The organism is Halomonas sp. SSL-5, from assembly GCF_030708455.1.
Lineage (GTDB): Bacteria > Pseudomonadota > Gammaproteobacteria > Pseudomonadales > Halomonadaceae > Halomonas.
In genome coordinates, this window is the sequence record NZ_JAUYWF010000001.1 from 88,424 (window position 1) to 112,540 (window position 24,117).

Annotated in this window: 22 protein-coding genes and 1 tRNA gene; 14 read left to right on the forward strand and 9 right to left on the reverse strand. The window is 69.7% G+C overall.

The annotated features are described in order from the left end of the window. Positions 1-69: 69 nt before the first annotated feature. The 6 genes from RAN53_RS00420 to RAN53_RS00445 all read left to right on the forward strand — a co-directional run bounded on the left by RAN53_RS00420 (position 70) and on the right by RAN53_RS00445 (position 7,508). Positions 70-1,431 carry an MFS transporter gene (locus RAN53_RS00420; protein WP_305794843.1) on the forward strand — a complete coding sequence of 454 codons (1,362 nt, stop codon included), beginning with the start codon at positions 70-72 and terminating at the stop codon, positions 1,429-1,431. Positions 1,432-1,506: 75 nt separating this feature from the next. After that, the gene (locus RAN53_RS00425) at positions 1,507-2,667 is read left to right on the forward strand and encodes a phage tail sheath family protein (protein ID WP_305794844.1); all 1,161 of its coding nucleotides are present in this window, start codon (positions 1,507-1,509) and stop codon (positions 2,665-2,667) included. Positions 2,668-2,689: 22 nt separating this feature from the next. Next, complete coding sequence (locus tag RAN53_RS00430) at positions 2,690-3,214, forward strand: TIGR02281 family clan AA aspartic protease (protein ID WP_305794845.1); 525 nt, start codon at positions 2,690-2,692, stop codon at positions 3,212-3,214. 9 nt (positions 3,215-3,223) lie between these two features. After that, positions 3,224-4,918, forward strand: a complete 1,695-nt coding sequence (locus RAN53_RS00435; RefSeq protein WP_305794846.1) for a VRR-NUC domain-containing protein — start codon at positions 3,224-3,226, stop codon at positions 4,916-4,918. Beyond that, complete coding sequence (locus tag RAN53_RS00440; RefSeq protein WP_305794847.1) at positions 4,900-7,224, forward strand: ATP-dependent DNA helicase; 2,325 nt, start codon at positions 4,900-4,902, stop codon at positions 7,222-7,224. Before RAN53_RS00435 ends, RAN53_RS00440 begins: the two co-directional genes overlap by 19 nt. Positions 7,225-7,328: 104 nt before the next feature. Beyond that, a complete protein-coding gene (locus RAN53_RS00445; RefSeq protein ID WP_305794848.1) occupies positions 7,329-7,508 on the forward strand; it encodes a PLDc N-terminal domain-containing protein in 180 nt (59 codons plus the stop codon). A gap of 60 nt (positions 7,509-7,568) precedes the next feature. On the opposite strand, the gene RAN53_RS00450 is transcribed toward RAN53_RS00445, so the two are convergent. Continuing rightward, the gene (locus RAN53_RS00450; protein WP_305794849.1) at positions 7,569-7,784 is read right to left on the reverse strand and encodes a DUF3565 domain-containing protein; all 216 of its coding nucleotides are present in this window, start codon (positions 7,782-7,784) and stop codon (positions 7,569-7,571) included. A 364-nt stretch (positions 7,785-8,148) separates the two neighbouring features. Here RAN53_RS00450 and RAN53_RS00455 point away from each other — a divergent pair, with 364 nt between their 5' ends. Continuing rightward, positions 8,149-8,862: a winged helix-turn-helix domain-containing protein gene (locus RAN53_RS00455; RefSeq protein ID WP_305794850.1), complete on the forward strand. Its 714-nt coding sequence runs from the start codon at positions 8,149-8,151 to the stop codon at positions 8,860-8,862. Between the two features lie 3 nt (positions 8,863-8,865). Then, on the forward strand, positions 8,866-10,479 hold the full coding sequence (locus RAN53_RS00460) for an ATP-binding protein (protein WP_305794851.1): 1,614 nt from the start codon (positions 8,866-8,868) through the stop codon (positions 10,477-10,479). A 2-nt stretch (positions 10,480-10,481) separates the two neighbouring features. Here the strand turns inward: RAN53_RS00460 and RAN53_RS00465 are convergent, their stop codons facing one another. Further along, complete coding sequence (locus RAN53_RS00465; protein ID WP_305794852.1) at positions 10,482-11,396, reverse strand: LysR family transcriptional regulator; 915 nt, start codon at positions 11,394-11,396, stop codon at positions 10,482-10,484. Between the two features lie 100 nt (positions 11,397-11,496). On the opposite strand from RAN53_RS00465, the gene metE reads away from it, so the two are divergent. From metE to RAN53_RS00480, 3 genes are all read left to right on the forward strand, one after another. Further along, positions 11,497-13,797, forward strand: a complete 2,301-nt coding sequence (gene metE / locus RAN53_RS00470) for a 5-methyltetrahydropteroyltriglutamate--homocysteine S-methyltransferase (RefSeq protein ID WP_305794853.1) — start codon at positions 11,497-11,499, stop codon at positions 13,795-13,797. 128 nt (positions 13,798-13,925) lie between these two features. Next, positions 13,926-14,627: a COG3650 family protein gene (locus RAN53_RS00475; RefSeq protein ID WP_305794854.1), complete on the forward strand. Its 702-nt coding sequence runs from the start codon at positions 13,926-13,928 to the stop codon at positions 14,625-14,627. Positions 14,628-14,786: 159 nt separating this feature from the next. Next, positions 14,787-15,395, forward strand: a complete 609-nt coding sequence (locus tag RAN53_RS00480) for an FMN-dependent NADH-azoreductase (RefSeq protein ID WP_305794855.1) — start codon at positions 14,787-14,789, stop codon at positions 15,393-15,395. A 97-nt stretch (positions 15,396-15,492) separates the two neighbouring features. Here the strand turns inward: RAN53_RS00480 and RAN53_RS00485 are convergent, their stop codons facing one another. Together RAN53_RS00485 and RAN53_RS00490 are read right to left on the reverse strand one after the other, a co-directional pair. Then, positions 15,493-16,560: a metal-dependent hydrolase gene (locus tag RAN53_RS00485; protein ID WP_305794856.1), complete on the reverse strand. Its 1,068-nt coding sequence runs from the start codon at positions 16,558-16,560 to the stop codon at positions 15,493-15,495. A 138-nt stretch (positions 16,561-16,698) separates the two neighbouring features. Continuing rightward, on the reverse strand, positions 16,699-17,235 hold the full coding sequence (locus RAN53_RS00490; protein ID WP_305794857.1) for a DNA-3-methyladenine glycosylase I: 537 nt from the start codon (positions 17,233-17,235) through the stop codon (positions 16,699-16,701). A 92-nt stretch (positions 17,236-17,327) separates the two neighbouring features. Between RAN53_RS00490 and gloA the strand changes: the two genes are divergently transcribed. Both gloA and RAN53_RS00500 read left to right on the forward strand, forming a co-directional pair. Then, positions 17,328-17,768, forward strand: coding sequence for a lactoylglutathione lyase (gene gloA / locus RAN53_RS00495; RefSeq protein WP_305794858.1), 441 nt, complete (start codon positions 17,328-17,330; stop codon positions 17,766-17,768). Next, the gene (locus RAN53_RS00500) at positions 17,762-18,220 is read left to right on the forward strand and encodes an META domain-containing protein (RefSeq protein ID WP_305794859.1); all 459 of its coding nucleotides are present in this window, start codon (positions 17,762-17,764) and stop codon (positions 18,218-18,220) included. The genes gloA and RAN53_RS00500 overlap by 7 nt, the downstream gene beginning before the upstream one ends. 87 nt (positions 18,221-18,307) lie before the next feature. Here RAN53_RS00500 and secF read toward each other — a convergent pair whose 3' ends face one another. From secF to queA, 5 genes are all read right to left on the reverse strand, one after another. Then, positions 18,308-19,231 carry a protein translocase subunit SecF gene (secF, locus tag RAN53_RS00505; RefSeq protein ID WP_305794860.1) on the reverse strand — a complete coding sequence of 308 codons (924 nt, stop codon included), beginning with the start codon at positions 19,229-19,231 and terminating at the stop codon, positions 18,308-18,310. Between the two features lie 9 nt (positions 19,232-19,240). After that, positions 19,241-21,091, reverse strand: coding sequence for a protein translocase subunit SecD (gene secD, locus RAN53_RS00510; RefSeq protein ID WP_305794861.1), 1,851 nt, complete (start codon positions 21,089-21,091; stop codon positions 19,241-19,243). 145 nt (positions 21,092-21,236) lie between these two features. Next, positions 21,237-21,569, reverse strand: coding sequence for a preprotein translocase subunit YajC (gene yajC, locus RAN53_RS00515; RefSeq protein ID WP_305794862.1), 333 nt, complete (start codon positions 21,567-21,569; stop codon positions 21,237-21,239). Between the two features lie 101 nt (positions 21,570-21,670). Then, a complete protein-coding gene (tgt, locus tag RAN53_RS00520; RefSeq protein ID WP_414842942.1) occupies positions 21,671-22,807 on the reverse strand; it encodes a tRNA guanosine(34) transglycosylase Tgt in 1,137 nt (378 codons plus the stop codon). 46 nt (positions 22,808-22,853) lie between these two features. Beyond that, entirely contained in the window at positions 22,854-23,891 is a 1,038-nt protein-coding gene (queA, locus tag RAN53_RS00525) for a tRNA preQ1(34) S-adenosylmethionine ribosyltransferase-isomerase QueA (RefSeq protein WP_305794863.1), read from the reverse strand. Between the two features lie 114 nt (positions 23,892-24,005). Here queA and RAN53_RS00530 point away from each other — a divergent pair. Further along, positions 24,006-24,092, forward strand: a tRNA-Leu gene (locus RAN53_RS00530). The last annotated feature ends 25 nt before the right edge of the window (positions 24,093-24,117 follow it).

Consider the following 24,117-nt stretch of genomic DNA (forward strand, 5'->3'; position numbering starts at 1 on the left):
CGGTGCGAAGATTCCCGGCGGCGGGGCGGGCTGCTATGGTGAGGGTCCGCTATCCACAGGGACGTTGAGATGCGCTCGACCGACAGCCCTCTACCCGCCAGGAGCCGCGCCTCGCGCAAGGAGATCCTCGGCTGGGCGATGTTCGACTTCGCCAACCAGGCCTATACGCTGCTGATCATCACCGTGGTGTTCGGCGAGCTGTTCACCACGGTGATCGTCGGCGACCGCGGCGACGGATACCGGCTGGCCAACTTCCTGTGGAGCCTGGCGCTGGCGGTGAGCTACCTGCTGGTGGTGGTCACCGGCCCCCTGTGCGGGGCGGTGATGGACTACCAGGCGTCCAAGAAGCGCTTCCTGTTCGCCAGCTACCTGGCCACCGTGGCCACCACCGCCATGCTCTACTTCGTGGCGCCGGGCTACGTGGTGCTGGGCCTCCTGTTGATCGTGGTCTCCAACTACGCCTACTCCATGGGCGAATCCTTCATCGCCGCCTTCCTGCCCGACCTCGGGCCGCCGGAGGACCTGGGCAAGATCTCCGGCTTCGGCTGGGCGCTGGGTTACGTCGGCGGGCTCTTCGCCGCGGGTTTCACCCTGGTGGTGCTGGGGGAGGCCACCACGGAGAACTTCGAGCGCATCCGCTGGGTGGGGCCCTTCGCGGCGGCCTTCTTCCTGGTCACGGCCATTCCCACCTTCCTGTGGGTGAAGGAGCGCGGCACCCCCCAGCCGCCGGGCAAGCCCTATCGCGAGATCGCCCTGGAGCGGGTCTCCACCACCCTGCATGAGCTCAAGCGCTTCCGGGACCTGGGCATCTTCCTGGTCTCGCTGCTGTTCTCCATGGCCGGGGTCTACATCATCATCGCCTTCGCCTTCATCTACGGTGCCCAGGTGATCGGCTGGGACGAGTCGATCCGCAACCTGATGTTCATCATCGTGCAGGTCACCGCGGCGGCAGGGGCGCTGGGCTTCGGCTTCATCCAGGACCGCATCGGCACCAAGGTCACCTACCTCTTCACCCTGGTGCTGTGGGTGGCGGCGATCCTGGCGATCTGGGCCACCCCGGAGGTCACCGCCATGCTCAATGCGCGCTTCGGCCTCGACTGGGAGGCCCAGCACCTGTTCCTGGTGGTGGGCTGTCTGGCGGGACTCTCGCTGGGCTCCAGCCAGTCCGCCAGCCGTGCCCTGGTGGGGCTCTTCTCGCCTACCCGCAAGGCCGCCGAGTTCTTCGGCTTCTGGGGCCTGGCCAACAAGCTGGCCGGGGTGTTCGGCATCGTGGCCCTCGGCCTGCTGCAGAGCGTGGTGGGGCTCAAGGCCTCGATCCTGCTCTGTGCGGCGCTGTTCATCGTCGCCATCGGCATCTGCCTGTTCGTCGATCAGGCCCGCGGCCAGCGCGCCGCCGCGGCCTGGGAGGCACGCAATCACCGCGACGTCTGAGCTCGCCAAGTCCGCGCGGTTGGGCGATGCTTACTGGAGGGGACGATGCCGCCGAGGGCGGCGAGGATGACGCGGATGCCTGATGCCTACCCACCCGGCCGCCATGCGAGCCCGACGCCGCTGCGGCTGCGCACCATCGAGCCGGTCGCCACCGGCCATACCGCCTTTATCGGGCGCTGGGAGGGCGACAGGCAGCGCTCGGGGCAGACCCTGCGGGGTTACCCGGCGCTCGCCGGATGGCTCGCCGACGAGCCCCCGTCGGTGGCCACCGCCGAGCTGTGTGCCTCGCTGCGCCTCTTCTTCGACAACGGTGGTCAGCAGGCGCGGGTCCTGCCGCTGGGCAGCGCCTCCCGCGCCCCCACCCACGCCGACTACCTGGCGGCGCTGGCGACCCTCGAGACACCCGGCAGCGTCGCGGCGGTCTGCCTGCCCGGGCAGGCCTGGGCGGCCGCCGGCAACCCGGTGGTGCAGGCGGCGATCGACCAGGCGGAGCGCCTGGGCGAGCGCATGGTGCTGGTCGACCCGCCCGCCGGGCTGGCGCTCACCGATGCCGCGGACGTGGCCTCACTGGGGCTGCCGGCCTCGCCCCATGCGGCCTGCTACTATCCCTGGGTGGCGGTGGCCGACCCCCGGGCCCCCGCCGGGGCATCGGCTGCGCACCTGGCGCTGCCGCCCAGCGGCGCCATGGCCGGTCTCTGGGCACGCAGCGACGCCAGCCGTGGCGTCTGGAAGGCGCCCGCCGGCCTGGAGGCGCGGGTGAGGGGCATCGCGGGCCTGGTCCGGCCGGTGAGCCGCGTCCATCTCCAGGCGCTCAATCCCCGCGGGGTGAACGCCATCGTCGACTTCCCGGGACGCGCCTGCCTGGCCTGGGGCGCGCGCACCCTGGCGCCGCCTGCCGACCACCAGCGGCGCTACCTGCCGGTGCAGCGCCTGGCGCTGTTCCTGCGCGAGAGCCTGCGTCAGGGGCTCTTCTGGGTCGCGGAATCCGCCAACGATGCCGCCCTGTGGGCCTCGCTGCGGCTCTCGGTGGCGACCTTCCTGGACGGCCTCCACCGCGCCGGTGCCTTCCAGGGGGCGTCGCCCCGCCAGGCCTACTTCGTGCGCTGCGGCCTCGGCGATACCATGACGCCCGACGACCTGGCCCGGCGCCGGGTGGTGCTGCTGCTCGGCGTGGCCGTGATGAAGCCGGAGGAGTTCATGGTGCTGCGCCTGGTGCTGCCGGCCGGACCGGGCTGAGCCGAGAGGTGAGGAGGACGCGATGAGCGACGAGGGCAGGGCGGTGCGCCGCACCGGGCTCGGCATGATGCTGCTGTTCTGGCTGCTGTTCATCGCCGCCGGCACCTGGTGGTTCCACGGCTACGTGGAGCGCCAGCGCAACCCCAACAGCCATCTGGTCAGCGCCATGGCGGAGGGCGAGCCGCTGGTGCTTCAGCGCAACCGCGGCGGCCACTTCGTGGCCACCGGGCGCATCAACGGCGAGCCGGTGGAGTTCCTGGTGGATACCGGCGCCACCTATGTGGCGCTGCCTCGAGAGATGGCCGAGCGGCTGGGTCTCGAACCCTCCGGCGGCGCCTGGTTCAACACCGCCAACGGTCGGGTGCGCGGCGCGCTCACCACCCTCGACGAGGTCAGCCTGGGCGGCTACGTGGCCCGCGACGTGCGCGGCTCCATCAGCCCGGGCCTCGAGGGCGACATCGCCCTGCTGGGCATGAGCTTCCTCGATCGCTTCGATATCCGCATCCGCGACGCACGGATGGTGCTCGAGCCCGCCGAAGGCTGGTAGCATGGATGCATGAACAGTGCCTCGGCGGTCGCCGCCCCTCTCGATGAGCCCTTCTACTACCTGACGAACTTCGAGTTCGTGCTGGCCTGGGTGGCCGAGCGCCACGGCGACCTGCTGGGCGAGGCGGAGCACGCCTTCCTCGCCGCCTTCGCCGACTTGCCGCGCCCCTCCCGGGCATTGCTGGTGCGCATGGTGATGCGCAGGGGCGAGCACTTCCGCTGCTCGCGCCTGGCCTATGCCGAGATCGGTGATACCGGCCCGGCGCTGGCGCCACTGTTCGCGGCAGGGCTGGTGGAGGAGGCGCCTCTTATCGACCTCGAGACCCTCTTCGTCCAGCTGCGGCTGCCCGAGCTGCGTCGTGCCCTGGCGGGGGAGATTGCCGCGGCGGGGCTGCCCGCCGCCGCGGGGAAGGCGACCCTGCTCGAGGGGCTGCGGGTGCGCGAACCGGCGCCGCGGCCGCTCAAGACCTGGTGGCCCGAGACCACCGATCGGGTGGTACGGCTCCGCGTGATGGCGACCTGTGATCGCCTGCGGCTGATGTTCTTCGGCAACCTGCGCCAGGACTGGTCGGAGTTCGTGCTCAGCGAGCTGGGGCGCCAGCGCTTCGAGGCGGTGCCCTTCGCCGCCGACTCCCGTGCCTTCCGGCGCCGCGAGGAGGTGGATGCCTATCTGGCGCTGCATCGTCTGCGCCAGCGTCTGGAGGAGGGCGAGCCGCCTGCCGAGCTGGCCGAGGCGCTGCCTCCCGCGCCGCCCAACCCCTGGCTGGCCGCCCGCCGCGCGCGGCTGTGTATCGCCCTGGGGCGCCAGGCGGAGCGTGAGGGGCAGGCCGGCAGGGCGCTGTCGCTCTATGCCCGGGCCGGATGGCCCGCAGATACGGGCAGCGCCGAGGGGCGGATCCGTTTCCTGCGCCTGGCCGAGCGGCGGGGCGAGACCCGCAAGGCGCTGATGCTCGCCGAGCCCCTCGCCGCGGCTACCCATGACGAGGCGGAGAGCCAGGCGCTCGGCAGGCTGCTGCCGCGGCTGCGCCGCCGCCTGGGGTTGCCTCCCCTCACGCTCCCCGCCGAGCCGCCCCCCGAGCGCTTCACGCTGCGCCTGCCCGGCCCTGACCCGGTCGAGGTGGCGGTGCGTGACCATCTGCACCGCACGTCGGCGCCGGTCCACTATATCGAGAATGCCCTGATCACCGGGCTGTTCGGCCTGCTCTGCTGGGAGGCGCTCTTCGCGCCGCTGCCCGGGGCCTTCTTCCACCCCTTCCAGTCCGGCCCCGCGGACCTCCATCGCGAGGACTTCGTTGCTCGCCGCCGCGAGCGTTTCGACGCCTGCCTGGCGCGCCTGGAGGATGGCCGGTACCGCCGGGCGATCCGTGACAACTGGCGGATGAAGGCCGGCATCGCCAACCCCTTCGTCCACTGGGCTGCACTCACCGAGGAGCTGCTCGAGCAGGCCCTGGAGTGTATTCCCGCCGAGCACCTGCGCGCCTGCTTCGAGCGCCTGCTGGGCAACCTGCGCGCCAATCGTGCGGGTCTGCCGGACCTGGTCCAGTTCCTGCCCGAGGCCCCGGCGGGCGAGCCGTGCTACCGGCTGATCGAGGTGAAGGGCCCCGGCGATCGCCTGCAGGACAACCAGCGCCGCTGGCTGGCCTTCTTCCGGCGCCACGGCATCCCGGCCGTGGTCTGCCACCTGGAATGGCTGGCGTCGGCGTGAGCGGGAGCCCGACGCTGCGCGTGGCGGTGCGCACCCTGTGCGACGTCACCGCCAGGCAGGGCGACCTCGATCATCGTTTCACCCCCTCGCCGACGTCCCGGGAGGGACTCGAAGGGCACCGTGAGGTGGCGCGGCGCCGCGGTGCGGACTACCTCGCCGAACTGCCGCTCGCAGGCGAGGTGGAAGGCCTGCGGATCGGCGGGCGTGCCGACGGCTATGACCCGGTGGCCGGCCGGCTGGAGGAGGTCAAGACCCATCGCGGTGACCTCGCGCGCCAGGCCGCCAACCAGCGTGCCCTGCACCGTGCCCAGCTGCGCAGCTACGGTGCCTTGCTGTGTGCCGAGCGTGGCCTCGAGGAGGTCGAGCTGGTGCTGGTCTATCTGGAGGTGGGCAGCGGCCGCGAGACGCGGGTGAGCGAGTACGCCACGGCGGAGGCGCTGATGGCGGAGCTCGCCGAGCGCTGCCGATGCTACCGCGCCTGGGCCGAGCGAGAGGCGAGCCATCGCGCCACCCGCGACGCGGCCCTGGCGAACCTCGCTTTCCCCTTCGCCGACTTTCGCACCGGCCAGCGCCCCCTGGCGGAGGCGTGCTACAAGGCCGCCGCCACCGGTCGCGTGCTGCTGGCCCAGGCGCCCACCGGCATCGGCAAGACCCTGGGCACCCTCTTCCCGCTGCTCAAGGCGATGCCCCGCCAGGGGCTCGACCGGCTGGCCTTCCTGACCATGAAGACACCCGGGCGGCGCCTGGCGCTGGAGGCCCTGGTGCGGCTCGGCGCCGACGGGCCTGAAGAACTGCCGCTGCGGGTGCTGGAGCTGACCGCCCGCGACAAGGCCTGCGAGTACCCCGGGCGTGCCTGTCATGGCGAGGCCTGTCCGCTGGCCCGAGGCTTCTATGACCGCCTGCCCGGGGCGCGGCTCGCCGCGGTCGAGCGCGGCTGGCTGGATCGCGAGGGGCTGCGCGATGTGGCCGCCGAGCACGGCGTCTGCCCCTACTACCTGGGCCAGGAGATGGCGCGCTGGTGCGACGTGGTGGTCGGCGACGTCAACCACTGGTTCGACGACCACGCGCTGCTGCACGGGCTGGCTCGGGAGAATGGCTGGCGGGTCGGCCTGCTGGTGGACGAGGCCCATAACCTGGTGGGGCGTGCACGGGGCATGTACAGCGTGGCGCTGCGCCAGCGCGACCTGGGCCGTCTGCGGCGTGACGCCCCGGCGGTGCTGAAAGCGCCCCTGGGTCGGCTGCAGCGGCAGTGGCAGGCGCTGGTGCGTGAGGCGGGACTGGCAGATGCCGGCGAGCCGGGGCGGCCCGCATGGCGGCAGCTGGAGGGGCTGCCCGGCGGCATGCTCGGCGCCCTGCAGGGCCTCGCCGCGGCGCTCAGCGAGGCGCTTGGCGAGCATCCCGAACTCGCCGTCGAGTGGCAGGAACTGCTGTTCGAGACGCTGGCCTTCACGCGCCTGGCCGAGCGCTTCGGCGATCACTCGCTGTGCGAGCTGACCCGGGAAGGCCGCGGCAGGGCCCGACTCGCGCTGCGCAACCTGATCCCGGCGGACTTCCTGGCCCCGCGCTTCCAGGCCGCCCACGCCGCGGTGCTGTTCTCGGCGACCCTGGGGCCCCCCGACTACCAGCAAGACCTGTTGGGCCTGCCCGGCGACTGCGTCTGGCAGGAGTTGCCCTCGCCCTTCGCCGCCGAGCAGCTCGAGGTGCGTATCCGTGCCGACCTGTCGACGCGGCTGCGGGATCGCCAGGCCTCGCTTGCGCCGATCGGTGAGGAGGTGGCGGCCCAGTATGCGCGTCGCCCGGGCCACTACCTGGCCTTCTTCAGCAGCTTCGCCTACCTGGAGGCGGCGTTTGCCCGCTTTGTCGCAGCGCACCCGGAGATTCCCGCCTGGGCCCAGCACCGCGGCATGGCCGAGGCCGAGCGCGATGCCTTCCTGGCGCGTTTCACGGCGGGTGGCCGCGGCATCGGCTTCGCCGTGCTGGGCGGGGCCTTCGCCGAGGGCATCGACCTGCCCGGCGAGCGCCTGGTGGGTGCCTTCGTCGCCACCCTGGGACTGCCACCGGTGGACCCCTTCAACGAGGTGCTCAGGGAGCGCCTCCAGGTCCGCTTCGGCCGCGGCGACGAGTACGCCTACCGGGTGCCGGGGCTGGTCAAGGTGGTACAGGCCGCCGGGCGGGTGATCCGCGGCCCCGCGGATCGCGGCGTGGTGGTGTTGCTGGATGACCGCTTCGCCCATCCCGAGCTGCGCCGGCGGTTGCCGGGATGGTGGGGCGAGCCGGCCATGGTGACGGCCGAGTCAGCCAACTGAGATAGCCCTGCGGAAGGGGCGCCGTGACTGTACCCGCCGCCAGGCTTGTGCTACCCATAGGGGAGTGGCAATTCGCCCGAGGAAACGTGACAAGGAGGTACTGGATGGGTATCGAAGTGACCGGCCTGCTGAGCCTGATCTGGCTGATCATCGTGATCTGGGCCATCGTCAAGGTAGCCAAGAGTTCGGCCAGTGGCCTGGCCAAGCTGATCTGGATCGTCGTATTGCTGATCTTCCCGCTGGTGGGACTGATCGTCTGGTTCCTGTTCGGCCCCAGGGGATAGCCACCCCGGGGGCAGGCGAGTGCCATGGGGCCGCCTGCGGGTGGCCCGATGCGTCATGGATCAGTCGTCGAGCATATTGTCGCGCGGCTCGCCGCGGTCGCACTTGACGCACTCGAGGGCGAGGCCCAGGCGGGAGCGTCGCCCCGCTTCGCTGGTGACCCAGGGGCGCTCCACCCAGGGCGGCTGATGGCGCACATGCTGGTTGTGACCGCAGGCCAGCTCGGCGACCCAGTGATCCTCCTCGTCGCGGTGGTAGCCGACGATGGACTGTCGCATGGCGCTAGCGGCGCTCCGGCGGGGCCTTGTAGTGGCCCGGCACCGTGACCCGTTCGCCGCTGGGCAGGGTGCGGACATGGGTGGGGACGTAGATTCGCTTGATGACACTCTTGTCCATGGTGGGTCTCCGGCAGCATGGCCTCGCAGCGGCGAGGCCTGACCAGTGTGGGCCGCGTTGGCCGAGACTGGCAATACCTCGCCGGGGCTATTCCTCGCGGCCAACCCGCACCACCGATCCCCGTTGCCACTCCCTGCCCATGACGGTTGCGCAGGCGGACGTCGTGTTTTCAGGTACACTTTAGTGAAACATGGCAGGCCCCTTCGCGGCAGCCGCCATCCAATTACCCATGGAGTTGACACGAGGATGGACGATAGTCTGCACTCCAGCGAGCAGGACCACGTGTTGATCATCGAGGATGACGAGCGCCTGGCTGGCCTGACCCGCGACTACCTCGAGGCCAACGGCTTCCGCGTCACCCTGGAGGTCGATGGTGGCCGTGGCGTCGAACGCATCCTCGCCCTGCAGCCGGATCTGGTGATCCTCGACCTGATGCTGCCCGGCGAGGATGGCCTGTCGATCTGCCGCCGGGCCCGCAGCGACTACGCCGGTCCGATCCTGATGCTTACCGCGCGCACCGATGATATGGATCAGGTGCTGGGCCTGGAGATGGGTGCCGACGACTATGTGGCCAAGCCGGTGCAGCCGCGGGTGCTGCTGGCGCGCATGCGCGCCCTGCTGCGCCGTTCCGAGGTGATTGAGGCCAGCGGCGAGACGCGCCTCGCCTTCGGCGAGCTGGAGATCGACAACGCGACCCGCGAGGCGTGGCTGGCGGGCGAGCGTATCGAGCTCACCAGCGCCGAGTTCGACCTGCTCTGGCTGCTGGCCAGCCATGCCGGGCGCGTGCTCACCCGCGAGGAGATCTTCTCCCAGCTGCGCGGCATCAAGTACGACGGTCAGGACCGCTCCATCGATGTGCGCGTCTCGCGCATCCGCCCCAAGATCGGCGACGACCCCAACCAGCCGCACCGCATCAAGACGGTGCGCAGCAAGGGCTACCTGTTCGTCAAGGACGCCTGAGCGATGCGTCGGGTCCTGGCCGACAGCACCTTCCTGCGTGTCTACCTCCTGCTGGCGCTGGCCCTGCTGCTGACCTTCGGGCTCGGCCTGCTGGGCGTGGCCCTGGTCGACCAGGTGCGCCGCGAGGCGCACCGCGAGCAGTTGGCCGAGGCCCCGATGCGTCTGCTGGCCGAGCGGCTCTCGGCGCTGCCCCCCGCGGCCCACGATGCCTGGCTCGGGGCCCAGGGGCAGCGCCTGGACATGCGGGCCAGCGTGGTGCCGCTGGAGGAGGCGGCGCTGGGCTACTTCTCCCGGCAGCGCCTGGCCCGCGGCAAGGTGCTGGTGGAGCCACGTGGCGACCGGGGCTGGCGGCTGCTCTCGCTGCTGCCCGGCAGCGAGCGCCTGCTGCGGGTCGAGCTCACCAACCTCAGCGAGCACCAGCTGCGCGGCCTGACCGAGCTGCTCGGCGAGTGGCTGGCCGCGGTGCCGCCTGCCGCGCGTCATGCCAGGCTCGAGCACCTGGCGGGCGGGCGCCTGCCGGTCAGCCTCGAGGAGGCCCCGCCCGGGGGGCTGGACGACTACCAGCTGCGCCGGCTTACCGACGGTGAAGTGGTCATCCAGCTGCTGCCCGGACGCTGGTCGGTGGCGATCTACCTGGCCCTTCAGGAGCGCAGCGGCGACGCCAGCTGGCTGGTGATCGGCCCGGTCCAGGCCTTCGAGTCGATGCCCGGCTCGCTGCAGCTGTTGCTGGTGCTGATCATGCTGGCCGTGCTGGGGGTGACCATCTACCTCATCGTGCGCGGGGTGGAGGCGCGCATGGTGCGCCTGGAGCTGGCGGCCTCGCGCATCGCCGCCGGACGGCTCGATACCCGGGTCAAGGTGGAGAGTGCCGACTTCGTTGGCCGCCTGGGCATGGCGCTCAACGGCATGGCCGCCCAGGTGCAGTCGCTGCTGCGCGCCCAGCAGGACATGATCCGCGCCGTCTCCCACGAGCTGCGTACGCCGGTGGCGCGAATCCGTTTCGCCGTGCAGATGGTCGAGGACATGACCGATGAGCCGGCGGTGCGCCGGCAGCTTCAGGGGGTCGATGGTGACATCCAGGAGCTCGACGGCCTGATCGACGAGATCCTCACCTACGCCCGACTGGGCAGCGATGCCATCAACGGGCGCGAGATGGATGCCGTGCTGGTGGAGTGTCGGACCATGGCGGAGCGGGTGATCGAGGCGTTGAGCCCGCTGCATGACCGGCTGACCCTCGAGCTCGCCGAGGGGCCCGAGGTGGAGCTGCTGGCCGAGCCGCGTTACCTGCAGCGTGCCGTGCAGAACCTGGTGGCCAATGCCTGTCGGCATGCCCGCTCCCGGGTGCTGATCCGCGTGCAGCGCGAGCATGCCCTGGTCCGCATCGATGTGGAGGACGACGGTCCCGGCGTGCCGCTGGCCGAGCGCCAGGCGATCTTCAAGCCCTTCGCGCGGCTGGACGACAGCCGCACGCGCAGCGCCGGAGGCTATGGTCTTGGGCTCTCCATCGTGCACAAGGTGATGAGCTGGCACGGCGGCAGCGTAAGCGTGGACGACAGCGCCGAGCTTGGCGGGGCGCGCTTCACCCTGCTGCTGCCGCAGCGCAACGAGCTCGGCTAGCCTCAGGCCGGCTTGATGCCGTCGAGTACCGCGAAGGAGGTCTCCCGGGCGGTACGCAGGAAGTCCTCCATCCACGGCGCGCTGCGGGTCTCCTCGCGAATCGCCGCGAACAGCGTGCTCCACACGCCCTTCTCGCCCAGCGCCACGGCCTTGACGTAGTCGCGCTCCAGGTACTCGGTCAGCGCCCAGTTGGGCAGCGAGCAGACCCCGCGCCCGCTGGCCACCAGCTGCATCATCATGATGGTCAGCTCGGCGGTGCGCACCTCCTTGGGCTGCACCCCCGCCGGGTCGAGGAACTGGGTGAAGACGTCCAGTCGCGAGTGCTCCACCGGGTAGGTGATCAGGGTCTCCTCGGCCAGCGCCTCGGGGGTGACGAAGCCCTTGCCGGCCAGGTGGTGCTGGCGAGCCACCGCCAGCAGCCCCTCGTAGCGGAACAGCGGCTCGTAGTGCACCCCGGGAAGCGACTGGGGATCGGCGGTGATCACCAGGTCGAGTTGCTCCCGGGCCAGCGCCGGCAGCGGGTCGAAGTGGTGGCCGCCGGGGATATCGATCTCCACCTCCGGCCAGTGGTCACGGAAGTGGTCCACGGTGGGCATCAGCCACTGGAAGCAGCTGTGGCATTCGATGGCCATGTGCAGCCGCCCCTGCTCGTCGCCCGCCAGCCGCGCCAGGTCGCGCTCGGCCATGCGTACCTGAGGCAGCACCTGCTCGGCCAGGGTCAGCAGGCGCTGGCCGGCCCGGGTGAACTCCACCGGGCGGGTCTTGCGCACGAACAGCGGGCTGCCCAGTCGCTCCTCCAGGTCCTTGATCTGGTGGGAGAGGGCCGACTGGGTCAGGTGTACCCGTTCGGCCGCTTCCACCAGGGAGCCGGCGTCGCGCAGGGCGATCAGGGTACGGAGGTGTCGCAGCTCGAGCATGAGTGAGTCGCTTTCATTTTAAAGATTAGGAAGTTTAGTTTGATTCACCCTGTATGGCCAGTCAGAATCCATCACATCCTTCATGCAGACAGGTGGAAACATGACCAAGGCTCATATTGCCGGCTACCCCCGCATCGGCGCGGATCGTGAACTCAAGAAGGCCGTGGAGGGCTACTGGCAGGGAGAGCTCGACCGTGAGGGGCTGGAGGGCGCGGGTCGGCAGCTGCGCGCCCGCCACTGGGCGGAGCAGCGCGAGGCGGGCCTCGACCTGGTGACGGTGGGCGATTTCGCCTTCTACGACCAGGTGCTCGATCTCTCGGTGACCCTGGGCGCCGTGCCGTCACGCTTCGCCGCCGAGGGCGAGGTGGCGCGTGGCGAGGTCGACCTGGACACCGCCTTCCGCATGGCCCGCGGCCGGGCGCCCAGCGGCGAGCCCGCCGCGGCCTGCGAGATGACCAAGTACTTCGATACCAACTACCACTACCTGGTGCCCGAGCTGCACGTCGACCAGACCTTCCGCCTGGCCAGCTCGCGGCTGTTCGACCAGGTCGACGAGGCCCAGGCGCTCGGTCACCCGGTGAAGGTGACCCTGCTCGGCCCGCTGACCTGGCTGTGGCTGGGCAAGGAGAAGGGCGAGCAGGCCTTCGACCGCCTGGCGTTGCTCGACGCCCTGTTGCCGGTCTATGCCGACCTGCTGGCCCGCCTGGCCGCGCAGGGGGTGGAGTGGGTCCAGCTCGATGAGCCGGCGCTGGTCCAGGAGCTGCCGCGCGCCTGGCAGCAGGCCTATGAGGCCGCCTACAGCGTGCTCGCCCGCGCCCCGCTCAAGCTGCTGCTGGCCAGCTACTTCGGCGGGCTGGGCGACAACCTGAACCTGGCCGTGGGCCTGCCCACCGACGGGCTGCATATCGATGCCGTGCGCGACCCCGAGCAGCTCGAGCGGGTCCTCGATCGGCTACCCGCCTACAAGGTGCTGTCGGTGGGTGCCATCGATGGCCGCAACGTCTGGCGCGCCGACCTGGCGCTGCTGCGTGAACGCCTGGCGTCGGCCCGCATGCGCCTGGGCAAGCGGCTGTGGATCGCGCCCTCCTGTTCGCTGCTGCATGTACCCATGGATCTCGCGCGCGAGACCGGGCTGGACCCCGATCTCGCGAGCTGGCTGGCCTTCGCCCGCCAGAAGCTCGACGAGACGGTGACCCTGGCACACCTGCTCGATGGCCGTGCCACCGAGGCCGACCACGAGCGCCTGGCGGCGGCCACCCGGGCGCTGCAGGCGCGTCGCGAGTCGCCACGCCTGCGGCGCCCCGAGGTGGCCGATCGCCTGGCCGGGGTGGAGCCGGCGGATCATGAGCGCGTGAGTCCCTACCCGCAGCGCGCCCTGGCCCAGCGCCGGGCGCTGGACCTGCCGCTGTTTCCCACCACCACCATCGGCTCCTTCCCCCAGACCGGTGCCATCCGCGCCGCGCGGCGTGCCGCCAAGGCCGGTGAGCTCTCCCGGGAGGCCTACGAGGCGCGCATGGAGGAGGAGATCGCCCAGGCGGTGGCGCGCCAGGAAGCGCTGGGCATCGACATGCCGGTGCACGGCGAGCCGGAGCGCAACGACATGGTGGAGTACTTCGGGGAACGGCTCGATGGCTATGCCTTCACCCGCTTCGGCTGGGTGCAGAGCTACGGCTCGCGCTGCGTCAAGCCGCCGGTGATCTTCGCTGACGTCAGCCGCCCCGGCCCGATGACGGTGCGCTGGAGCGAGTTCGCCCAGTCGCTCACCGAGCGCCCCATGAAGGGCATGCTCACCGGGCCGGTGACCCTGCTGCAGTGGGCCTTCGTGCGTGATGACCAACCCCGCGAGACTACCTGCCGGCAGATCGCCCTGGCCCTGCGAGACGAGGTGGCCGACCTCGAGGCGGCCGGCATTCGCGCCATCCAGATCGACGAGCCGGCCCTGCGCGAGGGGCTGCCGCTGCGGCGCAGCGAGTGGGCCGGCTATCTCGACTGGGCGGTCGCCTGCTTCCGTCTCGCCGCCTCGGGCGTCGCAGACGAGACCCAGATCCACACCCATATGTGCTACGCCGAGTTCAATGACATCATCGAGTCCATCGCCGCCCTCGATGCCGATGTGATCACCATCGAGACCTCGCGCTCGGACATGGAGCTGCTCGATGCCTTCCACGACTTCGCCTATCCCAACGAGATCGGGCCGGGCGTCTACGATATCCACTCGCCCAACGTTCCCGAGGTGGAGGCCATGGTGGCGCTGATCGAGAAGGCCGCCGAGCGCATCCCCGCCGAACGGCTGTGGGTCAATCCCGACTGTGGCCTCAAGACGCGCCGCTGGGAGGAGGTGGCGCCGGCGCTGGCCAACATGGTGGAAGCCGCCGCACGGCTGCGCCGGCGCTACGGCTGACCACCACAGGTCCGAGGGGAGCAATGTGGCCGAACAGCCTTGAGCGGTGCTGCCATCTGCGATGCCGGGGGCGGCGGGTGCTGTTATGCTCGACCCGTCAAGGAACCGCCACCTCGCAAGGAGCCGCCATGTCTCGCCTTCTCGTACCCGCTGCCCTGGGCCTGTCGCTGCTGCTGGCCGGCTGTGCCACCGCTCCCGCGCCGATCACCTCGGGCGATCACGCGCCACTGTTGCCCTCGGTCCTGTTCTCCGGTGGCGCCGGGGCCTTCACCGCCTGGCGCTGCTCGCCGGACCAGGGGCTGGTGACCGCCGACCCCGACCCCGCAGGCGAGTTGCGCCTGTGGTCGGCCCACGGTGCCTGGCGGCTGGCGCCTGCCGTGGTGGCCAGCGGCGCGCGCTTCGAACAGGACGGGATCAGCTTCTGGAACAAGGGCGACGAGGCGGTCGTGGAGACCCCCCGCGGGCGGCTGGAGTGCCAGGCAAGCATGCGGCGCCAGGCACTGACCCGCGAGCAGCGCCCCGGGGTGATGTTCCATGCCCGCGGCAACGAGCCTGGCTGGATGGCGAGCCTCGCCCATGACCGGCCCGAGGTGCGCCTCAGCCTCGATTACGGCAGCCGCGAGCAGACGCTGCCCTACCGGGTCACCACCATGGACAACCAGGCGGGGCGGGTGATCCTGGCCAGCGGCCGCGGCGACACGCCCTTCGAGCTGCGCATCGAGGCCCGGGCCTGTTTCGATGACATGAGCGGCGAGCCCTTCCCGGCGCGGGTGACCCTGAGCGTGGACGGGGAGCAGTATCGGGGCTGTGGCCAGGGCATCGCCCCCTGAGGGTGCCGGCCATCCCTCGACGCCGTGTCGCCGAGCCCCGGCGACTCGAGCGTTTTTTCGTTTTTGTCGAACGTGTACTGCGGTTTTTTGCGCTTTTCGTTGCAATGGATTCATTTATCATGGCGATCATATTCCTGATTCCCGCCAGAGGAGATCGCCATGACTACCCGCGCACTCGTGATTACCGCCTCCATTCTCGCCGAGAATGGCCAGTCCAAGGGCCTCGCCGAGCACTTCACCGCCCAGGCCGAGAGCCGCGACGGCCTCGCGGTGACCCATCGTGACCTGGTGGCCGAGGAGCTGCCGCATCTGGGCCTGGCCGAGCTGGGCAGCTGGCAGGTCGCCGCGGAGGAGCGCAGTGCCGAGCAGCGCGAGCTGGCAGCACGCTCCGATGACCTGATCGCCGAGCTGCGTGCCCACGACGTGGTGGTGCTGGCGGTGCCCATGTACAACCTGGGCATTCCCAGCCAGCTAAAGGCCTGGTTCGACCGCGTGATGCGGGCCGGCGAGACCTTCCGTTACACCGAGAACGGCCCCCAGGGCCTGGTGGAGGGCAAGCGTGCGCTGATCCTGGCGGCGCGCGGTGGCCAGTATGCCGGCACCGAGAAGGACACCCAGACCCCGCACCTCAAGCTGATGCTGGGCATGATGGGGATCACCGAGGTGGACACCGTCTTCGCCGAGGGGCTGAACATGGGCGAGGGCCATCGCGAGGCGGCGCTCAAGGAGGCCCGTCAGGCCATCGACGGCCTGGTGGAGCGCCTGTAAGCCGGCGAGAGCCATGCCGGTAGTCAACACGGCACCGTAATGCAGCGGGGCGGCCATCTGGCCGCCCCGCTGCGTTTGTGGGCGGCATTCACGAGGGTCAGCAGTGCTCGGGGGTGTCGAGCACCCAGCCGGCGCCGACGAAGGCACTGGTGCATAGCGCCGGCTCCGGGGCCAGCATGCGACCGACCAGGCGCGAGAGGGCATCCCGGTCGCCCCGAGAGGGCGCCTCGAGTTGCTCGGAGGTCGTCACCGGTTGCCAGCGATCGCCTTCGCGGTCGGCCAGGGTGAAGGCGAAGGGGTGAAAGCCGGGGAAGCCCAGCCGCAGGTCGGTGGCCACCAGGGTCTCGCGCCCATCGAGCTCGCGGGTCTCGTAGCGCAGGAAGGGGCCGGCGAACCAGTCCAGCCGCTGGCCGCGTTCGCTGGCCAGGGCCTCGGCCTCCAGCTCGGCGCCGCGCCGGTAGGTCTCCACCGCAGGCAGGGTGTCGCCGTCCAGCAGGCCCGCCAGCAGCTCGTGGTGCTCGTCGCCGTCCACCACCGTGATGCGCCACAGCAGGGTGTTGAAGGGAGTGGGCTGAACCAGCCGAGGGGCCTCTTGCAGTCCCCGTTCGGCCAGCACCGGCTCGAGCCGGTGCTCCACCAGCTGCTTGGCGCCGAAGGCGAACACCAGGTAGGCGCTGGCGAGCGCCAGGCCCCAGGCCGGCCCGCGCCGGCCGTTGCCGGTGGCCAGGGCCATGCCGATGCCGATCAGCAGGGGCAGGGTGTAGAGCGGGTCGATGATGAAGACGATGGGCCAGGCCACGGGCGGCAGGTCCAGCGGCCAGAGGAGCTGGGTTCCGTAGGTGGTCAGGGCGTCGAGCAGTGGGTGGGTCAGCAGGCAGAGGCCGAAGAAGGCCCCCCAGCGCGCCAGGGAGATATCCCGGGCCGGGGCGCAGCGCGCCGAGAGCAGCGCCAGGGCCGTGGCAAGCCCCGCCAGCACGAACAGCGAATGGGAGAAGCCGCGATGCTCGGTGACGTTGGCCACGGCGTCGCCGTAGTCGATGACCACGTCGAGGTCGGGAAGGGTGCCGAGCACGGCGCCGATCAGCACCGCCTTGCGGCCCAGGCGTCGGCCGAGCACGGCGCCGCCGATTGCCGCGCCCAGGGCGGCCTGGGTAATCGAATCCATCGGGAGGCGTTCCTCGCTGAGAGTGCCCGACTATGATGCCATGGTCGGTGGGTGGGTTCCCTTGTGCCTGACAGCTAGTGTCAACCTCCCCGCAGGCTTGTCGACGGAACAGCCCTGAGCGGTACTTCTGAACATCCTTTATGTATCCGCCCAGCGCGGCCCGGCGGCGAGGATGCGCGCCTGCACCGGGCAGTCCTCGCGGTGGGCGCCGGGCAGGTAGCCGGTGCTCATCAGGAACTCCCCGGTGATCTCCGGCCCGGTGAAGCGGAAGGTGCGCTTGAAGAGCCGGACCCAGTCGGCATGGGGCAGCGGATGGTGGTGGTCGAGCCAGCCGCGGAAGCTGCCGTGGGCGTCGCGCAGGGCCCGGACCACGCCGGCATTGTGGATCACGGCCTCGACCTTCAGGCGGTTGCGAATGATGCCGGCGTCGGCCAGCAGCCGGGCGCGCTCGGTCTCGCCGTAGGCGGCCACCCGGTCGATGGCGAAGCCCTCGAAGGCGCCCTGGAAGGCCGCGCGCTTCTTCAGCACGGTGAGCCAGGAGAGCCCCGCCTGGTTGATCTCGAGGGCCAGGCGCTCGAACAGGGCGTCGTCGTCGACCACCGGGAAGCCGTACTCGTGGTCGTGGTAGGGGCCGTGAAACGGATGCCCCGGCGCCAGGTCACAGTAGTCGCTCATGCTCGGATCTCCCCCATTACGCGCCAATCCCCTTCGGGTTTACACTGAACACTCACGCTACACGACTCACTCCACACGACAAGGAGTCCGATATGCAGTACCTGCACACCATGGTGCGCGTCAGCGACCTGGACGCCTCGCTGCACTTCTACTGCGACCTGCTCGGCCTCAAGGAGGTGCGCCGCAAGGAGAACGACAAGGGCCGCTTCACCCTGGTCTTCCTGGCCGCCCCCGATGACGAGGCCCGCTCCACCGAACTCCAGGCCCCGGAGCTCGAGCTCACCTATAACTGGGACCCGGAGGAGTACGGCGGCGGGCGCAACTTCGGCCACCTGGCCTATCGGGTGGAGGATATCTACGCCCTGTGCGAAAAGTTGCAGAACGCCGGAGTGACGATCAATCGCCCGCCTCGCGACGGCCACATGGCGTTTGTCAAGAGCCCCGACGGCATCTCGGTGGAGCTGCTGCAGCAGGGTGAGGCACAGACCCCTCGCGAACCCTGGGCATCGATGGAGAACACCGGCACATGGTAACGGCACAACCGATGCGCAAGACCCGCCCGCTGCTGGTGCTGGCTGCCGCCGCCCTGCTCGCCGCCTGCGGCAGTCGCTCGCCGGCCCCCGCCGAGGTCGCTTCCGGCGACCTCGAGGGCCCGCTGGTGGAGCAGCGCTGGAACCTGTTGCTGGTGGGCACCAGCGAGCGGCTCTCGATGCCCGAGACCCCCTGGTTCGAGATCGGTCGCGACGGTCGCCTGGTCGGCAGCGACGGCTGCAACGAGATGCGTGGCCGGATGCGACTCGGCGACAGCCAGCGCATCGAGGTCACCGAACTCGCCACCACGCGGCGCGGCTGTCCGCAGCTCGAGGATGCCGCCCGGGTCACCACGATGCTCGAGACCGCCTATCGCTACCTGATCGACCATGATCGCCTGGTGTTCTTCGGCCCCGACCAGCGGGTGCTGGGTGGCTGGCGCGAGGCCAACTGAGCCGCCGCTGCCCGCGGGCTCCCGAAAGCAAGCGCCCCCGTCGAGGACTCGGCGGGGGCGCTTGGCTTGGGGCGGGAGGTCTGCCGCTCAGGGCAGCTCCTCGGCCTCGGCGTCTTCCTTCTGGGCCGGGATCAGGTCCTCGCGGTCCAGCCTGACCGCCAGCAGCAGCGCCGCGGCCACGTAGATGGATGAGAAGGTACCGATCACCACGCCGATGATCAGGGCGATGGCGAAGCCCTCGATCATGTCGCCGCCCAGCGCCAGCAATGCCAGCAGGACCAGCAGTGTGGTGCCCGATGTCGCCAGGGTGCGCGACAGGGTCTGATTGAGCGACTCGTTGAAGATCGCCAGCATGTCGTCGATGCGCGACTTGCGGATATTCTCGCGGATGCGGTCATAGACCACGATGGTGTCGTTGAGCGAGTAGCCGATCACCGCCAGCACCGCGGCCAGCACGGTGAGGTCGAACTCGAGCTGGAACAGCGAGAAGACGCCGACCACGATGATCACGTCGTGCATCAGCGCCAGCAGGGCGCCGATGGCGAACTTGTACTGGAAGCGGAAGGCCACGTAGAGCATCACGATGCCCAGCGCCACCAGCAGACCCAGTCCGCTCTGGTCGCGAAGCTGGTCGCCCACCTGGGCGCCGACGAACTCGGCGCGTACCAGGTCGACCTCCTCGCCACTGCGGCGCAGCAGCTCCACCACGCGGTCGCCCACGTCGGCATCGAAGGCCTGCTGCAGGCGGATCAGCACCTCGTTGGCGGCGCCGAAGGTCTGCACCGAGACATCGCGGAACTCGGCGGCTTCCAGGGCCTGGCGCACGGCATCCAGGGAGGGTGCCACGGCGTAACGTACCTCCACCAGGGTGCCGCCGGTGAAGTCCAGGCCCAGGTTGAGCTGCTGGAAGAGCAGCGAGACGAGCGACGCCAGGATAAGCAGGCCGGAGACCGCGAAGGCGATCTTCCGCTTGCCCATGAAGTCGAGCTGTCGATTGACCAGGGTTTTCATGATTACCTCTCAGATCCAGAGCTTCTTGACCGGCTTGCCGCCGTAGGCGAGGTTCACCATCGCGCGGGTCACCAGCAGGGCGGTGAACAGCGAGGTGAGGATGCCCAGCGACAGGGTCACGGCGAAGCCCTTGACCGGTCCGGTGCCGATCGAGAACAGGATCACCGCCACCAGCAGGGTGGTGATGTTGGCGTCGACGATGGAGGTGAAGGCGCGCTCGTAGCCGGCGTGTATCGCCTGCTGCACCGAGAGCCCCGTGCGTAGCTCCTCGCGTATTCGCTCGAAGATCAGCACGTTGGCGTCCACCGCCATGCCCAGCGTCAGCACGATGCCGGCGATGCCCGGCAGGGTGAGGGTGGCGCCGAGCATCGACATCGCCGCCACCAGCAGGGTCAGGTTGAGCGCCAGGGCCAGGTTGGCGAAGATGCCGAACACCTTGTAGCGAATCAGCATGAACAGCACCACCAGCAGCAGGCCGATCTGCACCGACATCACGCCACGCTTGATGTTCTCGGCGCCCAGGCTCGGGCCGATGGTGCGCTCCTGCACGAAGTAGATCGGTGCGGCCAGCGAGCCCGAGCGCAGCAGCAGGGAAAGCTCCGCCGCCTCGGTGGGCGAGTCGAGCCCGGTGATGCGGAAGCTGTTGCCCAGGGCACTCTGGATGGTGGCCAGGCTGATGATGCCGCGTTCGGTATAGGCATCGCGGACCAGCGTCTCCTCACCGTCGACCACCTCCACGCTGTCGCGGGTCTTGTGCTCGATGTAGACGACCGCCATGTTGCGCCCGATGTTGGTGCGGGTGGCACGGTTCATCAGGGTGCCGCCGGTGCCGTCCAGGTCGATGTTGACCTGGGGGCGACCGTTCTCGTCGAAGCTGCGGTTGGCGTTGGAGACCTGGTCGCCGGTGATGATCACGTCGCGCATCAGGTCGGCACGGCGTGACGCCTGATTGCGGAACGGGAAGCTCTCGGTCTCGCTGTCGGGCGTGTCGGGCCGCGCCTCGAGGCGGAACTCCAGGTTGGCGGTGGCACCGACGATGCGCTTGGCCTCGGCGGTGTCCTGCACGCCGGGCAGTTCCACCACGATGCGATCCGGTCCCTGGCGTTGTACCAGCGGCTCCGCCACTCCCAGCTCGTTCACCCGGTTGCGCAGGGTGGTCAGGTTCTGGTTGATGGCGTAGTCCTGGATCTCGTCGACCGCCTGGTCGGTGAGCGTCATCGCCAGGGCGGCGCCGCGGCCGTCGCCCCGGTTCTCGTACTGGAAGTCGGGGAACTCGCGGCTGATCAGGCTCCGCGCGGTATCGCGATCCTCGGCATCGGTGAAGGTCAGCGTCAGGGTGCGGTCGTCGATCTGGGTATCGCGATAGCGAATGCGCTCGTCGCGCAGCAGCTCGCGCATGGCGCTGGCGTTGACCTCGAGGCGCTGGCTCACGGCCGCCTCCATGTCCACCTCGAGCAGGAAGTGCACGCCGCCGCGCAGATCCAGACCCAGGGTCATGGGTGAGGCGGAGAGCGACTGCAGCCACTCGGGGGTCGACTCGGCCAGGTTGAGCGCGACTACATACTCCTCGCCGAGCATGGCGGCGACGCGGTCGCGGGCGGCGAGCTGGGCGTCGGGATTGCGCAGGCGCAGCAGGGTGCTGGTCTGGCTGCGTTCGACGTCCTTGATCTCGATGCCGGCATCGTTCAGGGATGCCTGGATACTCTCGAGCTGGCGTTCATCGACGGTGGCGTCACCGCGCTCGCTGCTGATCTGGATCGCCGGGTCTTCCGGGAAGAGATTGGGCAGCGAGTAGACCAGTCCGACGAGCAGGACGATGAGTATCAGCAGATACTTCCACAGGGGATAACGGTTGAGCATGCGGGCCCTGTCCTAGGTTGCTGACGATAGGTTGCTGTAAAGCGGGGAAGCTGACGCGATCACGCCACGACCGCCGCCGGCAATGCCGACGGCGGTCGAAGGTCGGCCCCGCCGGATGAGCCGTCGGGGCCGGGTAGGACACGGGTCAGATGGACTTGATGGTGCCCTTGGGCAGCACGGCGGCCACGGCGCTCTTCTGCACGTTGACCTGGGTGCCCTCGGCGATCTCCATGGCCAGGAACTCGCTGTCGTCGCTCACCTTGGTGATACGGCCCAGCATGCCGCCACCGACGACGACCTCGTCACCCTTGGAGAGGCCGGCGATGAGCTGCTTGTGCTGCTTGGCACGCTTGGCCTGGGGCCGCCACAGCAGGAAGTAGAAGATGGCAACGAAACCGACCAGCATGACGATCTGGGCGATGCCGCCACCGGCGGGAGCGTCCTGGGCGTAGGCCGGCGCGATGAAGAAATCCAGCATGGATGTGGGTCTCCTGGTTGGGATGGGTAAGGGGGTCTGCCGCGCCATTGCGGGGCAGTGACGACCGGTGCCTGGCCCTCGGGGAGCGGCACCGGCGGCTGTCAATTCGGGGCGGGAGGCACCGGCAGGCCGCGCCGGGCATAGAAGCCTTCCACGAAGTGGGTCAATGTACCCGCTTCAATGGCACCGCGCAAACCGGCCATCAGCCGCTGGTAGTGGCGCAGATTGTGGATGGTATTGAGCATCGAACCGAGCATCTCGCCGCAGCGATCGAGGTGGTGCAGGTAGGCCCGGGAGAAGTGCTGGCAGGTATAGCAGTCGCACTCCGCCTCCAGGGGGCCGGTGTCGTGGCGGTGCTTGGCGTTGCGGATCTTCACCGTGCCCTCCGCCGTGAACAGATGGCCGTTGCGTGCGTTGCGGGTCGGCATCACGCAGTCGAACATGTCGATGCCGCGGCGCACGCCCTCCACCAGGTCCTCGGGCTTGCCCACGCCCATCAGGTAGCGGGGCTTGTCGTCCGGCATCCAGCTGGGCAGGTAGTCGAGTACCTTGATCATCTCCTCCTTGGGCTCGCCCACCGAGAGACCGCCGATGGCCAGGCCGTCGAAGCCGATCTCCTGAAGCCCCTCGAGAGAGCGCTCGCGCAGCGCGGGATACATGCCGCCCTGGACGATGCCGAACAGTGCCGAGGGCGAGTCGCCGTGGGCCTCCCGGGAGCGCTCGGCCCAGCGCAGCGAGCGCTCCATGGAGAGCCGTGCCTCCTTCTCGGTGGCCGGGTAGGGGGTGCACTCGTCGAAGATCATCACCACGTCGGAGCCCAGCGAACGCTGCACCGCCATGGACTCCTCCGGGCCCATGAACACCTTGTCGCCGTCCACCGGCGAGCGGAAGTGCACGCCCTGTTCGGTGATCTTGCGCATGGCGCCCAGCGAGAAGACCTGGAAGCCGCCGGAGTCGGTGAGGATCGGCTTCTGCCACTGGGCGAAGTCATGCAGGTCGCCGTGGGCCTCGATCACCTCCATGCCGGGACGCAGCCAGAGGTGGAAGGTGTTGCCGAGGATGATCTCGGCGCCGATCTCCTCCACGGAGGCCGGGGTCATGCCCTTGACGGTGCCGTAGGTGCCCACCGGCATGAAGGCGGGCGTCTCCACGGTGCCGCGCGGGAAGGAGAGGCGGCCACGGCGCGCCCGGCCGTCGCTGGCCAGGCGTTCGAAGGTCATGAAGCAGTCGTTACGCATGAGAATCTCGCATCAGGAGCTGTGGCGGGTCGGCAGCGCTTGCGGGTCAGGGCTTGAGTGACAAGAACATCGCATCGCCATAGCTGAAGAAGGCATAGCGCTCGGCCACCGCCTCGCGGTAGGCGGCCAGGGTGGTGTCGTAGCCGGCGAAGGAGGCCACCAGCATCAGCAGGGTGGACTCCGGCAGGTGGAAGTTGGTGATCAGAGCATCCACGCAGCGCCATGCGTAGCCGGGGTAGATGAAGATATCGGTGTCGCCGCGGTAGGGGGCGATCTCGCCGGTGCCACTCTTCATGCAGGCGCTCTCGAGGCAGCGCACGCTGGTGGTGCCCACGGCGATGACCCGGCGGCCGGCGGCCCGTGCGGCGCGCACCTTTTCGCAGGTGGCTTCGTCCACCTCCAGCCACTCGCTGTGCATCTTGTGCTCGCGGATATCGTCGACGCGCACCGGCTGAAAGGTGCCGGCCCCCACATGCAGGGTGACGAAGGCGCGCTCGACCCCCTTCTCGTCAAGCGCCGCGAGCAGCGGCTCGTCGAAGTGCAGCCCCGCGGTGGGGGCGGCCACGGCGCCGTCGCGACGCGCGTAGACCGTCTGGTAGCGCTCGCGGTCGCTGCGCTCGTCGTCGCGGTCGATATAGGGCGGCAGCGGCATGTGGCCATGACGCTCGAGCAGCTCGATCAGCGGGGTGTCGCCGAGGAAGCGCAGCTCGAACAGGGCGTCGCGTCGGCCCTCCACCACGGCACGCACATCGCCCTCGAAGACCAGCTCGGTCCCGGGCCTGGGCGACTTGCTCGCGCGCAGGTGGGCCAGGCCGCGGTGGGCATCCAGGGGGCGCTCGAGCAGCATCTCCACTCGGCCGCCGCTGGCCTTGTGGCCGTGCAGCCGCGCCGGGATCACCCGCGTGTCGTTGAACACCAGCAGGTCGCCGGGCTCGAGCAGCTCAAGCAGGTCCGGGAAGCGGCGGTGGGCCAGCTCCCCGCTCGGGCCGTCCACGCACAGCAGCCGGCAGTCGGTACGCTGCTCGGAGGGGTAGCGGGCGATAAGCTCGTCGGGGAGCTCGAAATGGAAGTCGGCGCGCTGCATGTGGTTTCGGGATCCGGTGATGTCTGGCAAGCCGCCTAGGATACCGACTCGCCGGCGCGAAGTCAGGCCCGAGATTGACCTGCCGGGCGCCCCACGTATAATGCTTCGCGCGTTGCCGGCGTGGCGGAATTGGTAGACGCAGCGGATTCAAAATCCGCCGGGGGCAACCTCTTGTCGGTTCGAGTCCGACCGCCGGTACCAGTCAAAACAGCTACTTACTCCTCCT